The sequence below is a fragment of the Microvirga sp. P4_G7 genome (genome assembly GCF_056401005.1).
In genome coordinates, this window is record NZ_JBFUKD010000730.1 from 1 (window position 1) to 1,749 (window position 1,749).

Below are 1,749 nucleotides of genomic sequence, written 5' to 3' on the forward strand. Positions count from 1 at the left end.
TTCGTGAAGCTTGTTGAACTTCGAATTGCACAACACCAGACGATTGTTCGCGTCCCAGAGAACGAAAGCCTCGGAGATCGTCTCGATGGCGTCGTGGAGGCGCGCGTCGGCGCGGGCGGTCTTCTCTTCCAGTCCGCGCTGCTCGGTGACGTCGACCGCGATGCCGACGAGGTGGCTCGTTTCGTCATCAGGGTCGTTCATCAGTTCGGCGCGCGCGCGCAACCAGACCCATTCGCCGGACGCGCTGCGGATGCGGAACTCGTAGTCGAGGAGCGACGTGCTGGCGGAGGCGAGCTGCTCGGCGAGCGAATAGAGGTCCTGATCATCGGGATGGATCATGACGTTCACTTCGCCGAACGACAGGAACTCGTCCCGACGCTCGTAGCCGAGCAGGTCGTACATGGAATCCGACCAATAGATACGGCCGCGCCCGATATCCCAGTCCCAAAGGCCGCAACGGCCGCGGTTGAGAGCGGAGTCGATCCGGTCGCGAACCTTCTCGCAGACCTCGTCGGCGGAGCGGGCGCGGTTCGCCTGCATCACATAAGCGAGTCCCGTTCCGAGAAGGACGACAGCCGTCGCGCCGAGGAGCGAGATTTGCCCGAGCGTGCGCGCCCACCAGCTCGAGAGAAGGCGGGGCAGGGGTTGAACGATCGCGATCTGTCCGGACGAAGGATGAAGCGAACGAACCGTCGCGATGCCATCGTCGCCGTTTCCAAGCTTGATCGTCATCACGCCGGCACGGTCGGCGAAGAAAGTCAGAGGCTGCGACTCGCCGAGAAGATCGGTGAGTGATGTGGGAATAGCGTTGCCGGGCGGGTAGACCGCCTGAACATTGCCCTTGCTGTCCGCGAGCAGCATCACGCGGCTGCGCAGAAGCGCTGCTTCAGGCATTGCTCGCGCGAGATCGGCGAGCTGCGTCGATGCCGCGGTCGCATTGGCCGGCACTGTGTGCGTGCCGAGCTTTGCAGCCGCGAGCGATGCGATGACGTCGATGTCATTGATCGCATCGACCACTGTCTCTTCGCGACTGTTGCGCACTTGAATCCATGCGCTGGCCACGAGAGTCAGCAGAAAGAGTGCGAGCAGTGCCGGAACCGCAAGCCGAAGCCAGGATTCATACTGCTCGAGCCGGCGGTAAGCCGGGTTCGCGAATGTTCGCGTTATACCTAGAATCGTGCCCGCACGCGCGGGTACGCACGCGGTTGTCGCCCCCGCCATGCGAATCCCCCCTCGGAATCCATTTCGCCCTGTGGTCGGAACGATGTGCCGCATCTTCCCGAATCACTAATAATAGAATCGCGCGCAGGTGATTTGTCTAGCTATTCGGACGACGAGATTAACGAAATTTTTCGATTTTCCTGCGAACACGAATCGCAGGGCCTCGGACGTTCGAATTTCGTTGATTTATATACGTTTTCCGCTGTTCCTACGCGAGTGATCTCTGGACGATGTCGCCGGCGTCGCGAGACAGATCGGGTTTTTCCCTGATGCCTTCCAGGGTGATTTGCGCCTGCCGGCGTCGGGTGTTTTCCATCATCCGCCACGAACTGAATGCGGTGAGGAGCCGTGCGGAGAGCTGCGGGTTCAACGCATCGACCTGAATCACGACCTCGGCCAGCAGCCTGTACCCCGCTCCATCGGCACGATTGAACTGCGATTGGTTCTGCATCGCGAAGCTCCCGATCAACGCCCGGACGCGGTTCGGGTTATTGAGTGAGAAGGCTTCGTGCCGCATCAGGCGTCGCA

The 1,749-nt window shown here is 61.1% G+C and carries 2 protein-coding genes; both read right to left on the reverse strand.

Annotated elements, in window-relative coordinates; genetic code table 11:
• Positions 1–1,221 (reverse strand): PAS domain-containing protein (locus AC1DT3_RS20080; protein ID WP_477466975.1); only part of this gene is annotated, 1,221 nt, incomplete at its 3' end.
• A gap of 208 nt (positions 1,222–1,429) precedes the next feature.
• On the reverse strand, positions 1,430–1,749 hold a 320-nt coding region (locus tag AC1DT3_RS20085), incomplete at its 5' end, for an aminopeptidase N C-terminal domain-containing protein (protein ID WP_477466976.1).